The organism is Sulfurovum sp. bin170 (genome assembly GCF_010892395.1).
Classification (GTDB): Bacteria; Campylobacterota; Campylobacteria; order Campylobacterales; family Sulfurovaceae; genus UBA1140.
This window is the reverse complement of the sequence record NZ_JAACKB010000419.1, coordinates 1-1,776: the sequence shown is the minus strand read 5'-3', so window position 1 is coordinate 1,776 and position 1,776 is coordinate 1. Positions and strand designations below refer to the sequence as shown.

At 32.8% G+C, this 1,776-nt stretch carries 2 protein-coding genes; both read right to left on the bottom strand.

All coding sequences use genetic code 11. The annotated features are described in order from the left end of the window. Positions 1 to 451: hypothetical protein (locus tag GSY74_RS09930; protein WP_164664945.1), on the bottom strand; the 451-nt coding region annotated here is incomplete at its 3' end. Between the two features lie 70 nt (positions 452 to 521). Then, positions 522 to 1,776, bottom strand: a 1,255-nt coding sequence (locus GSY74_RS09925) for a DUF255 domain-containing protein (RefSeq protein ID WP_164664944.1), incomplete at its 5' end; no start/stop codon positions are given.

Here is a 1,776-nt window from a genome sequence, read left to right as displayed (position 1 = left end):
TTAGCTCATCATTGTATAGTTCAGGATTTATAAATGCTAGTTTTATGCTAGTATAGTATTTGAGATGTACAAACTCTCCTTGACTATAAGATTGCACAGAGTCTATATGGGTGATATTGGTATCAAAGGACTCAACAGAGATATGGGTAGAGGTTAAAAGGCTATTGACATACTGTTTGAAGAGTGTTCTGTTGATAGGTATAAAGAGTTGTGGATAGGTCATAGAGATGATGCCTTCTGTATCTAGCGACTCTAACTGTTTTAGATAGAGTTCAAGATACTCTTTGACCTCTAGCTGTTTTTTTGTATAATCTATCACTATAGTTTTATTGGTATCAACCTTTTTTGGCTCTTTTTTACTCTTCTCTTCTACTTTGTCTCCCCAAAATTTTAAGTTATCAAGACAACCTGTAAACAGTAACATCAAAGCAATTATTAAAATTTTTTTCATAAGTGACTAATTCCCCTTAGTATTATTAGATCTCTTGCAAAACTCAATTTTCCAAGATTTCTATTATTCTTTATCGCATTATATCATTTTTTAGATAGAGAAGTAACACTTTTGTCATCTTAGGAGAACTTAAAGGTTGTCTCATTAAATTATAAGAGTTCATTTCCAAAGTTTTAAATATCAATTGAGAATAATTAGCCTCTACTAATGGTGAGATGTTATCCATAAGATACAATATAGTTGCCATAGCAGATGGATAATCAGGGTCATAAATATCATCATATAGAGCAAGTTCATGATTTGAAAATCTCCATCTTCCATACTCATAAAATTTCTCTATTGCTCTATTTAGAATTGTTTGTGACAAAATTAGATACTCTTTATTTTGAGTAATTTTGTATGCAGTTAGCAAAGCAACTCCAAGATAGGCGTAATCTTCCAAAAAAGCGCTACTCTCTTTTGTATGGTAAAGCTCTCCATCTATATAGAATTGTTCTAAAAGTTTAGTGAGTGTATTAGTAGCAATAGGGAGATATTTTTTATCTATAGTAGATGCCTCAAAAAGTGTATCTACCATCATCGCATTCCACGATACGATAAGCTTGTTATCTATAAAAATAGAACCATCATCTCTCTCCAAAGAGTTAGAGTAGAAGAGATGCTCTCTGTACATATCTTTTATCATAAAATCTATAGTTTTAAAAGCAATCTCTTTGTAAAAATCTTCATCTGTTATCTTGTAGGCACGGATATATAGAGCAGATATATTTGCACTGTCATACAGCATCTTCTCCATGCGAGGACTCTTCCAATCTTTCTGTTTGCTAAATCTATAGAAACCACCTTTGGTTTTGTCGTGTATCTCCCCCTCTGCCATTTTTTTGATTGTAAAGAGAGCAGAAGATAGTAGCTCCTCATCTCCTGTTAACTCATAACTATCAAATAGTAGATCAACGGTTGAGGTGTGCGGAAATTTAGGTGAATCTCCAAATCCTCCATTTTCACTATCTCTAAGCTCCATAGTATGTTTTTTTATACTCTTCAATATACTCTTATCGAGTCTAGTGGCCTCTATGCTTTGATTGTTTGGGTGTATATACTCCAAAACCTCTTGACCTTTTCCTATCATAGTCTTTTTGTCATTAGAGTATTTTTCTATAATAACTTGGAGAAGTTCTTGGAATCCCATTACATTCCCTTTTGGAAAAGGTGAGATATATGCCGCTGTATAGAATGGTTCGATATTTTCTGTCAAAAAGATAGATATAGGAGATGCACACTCTTGTCCATTCATCAGTTTGTAGACATTTTTATAATATTTATCT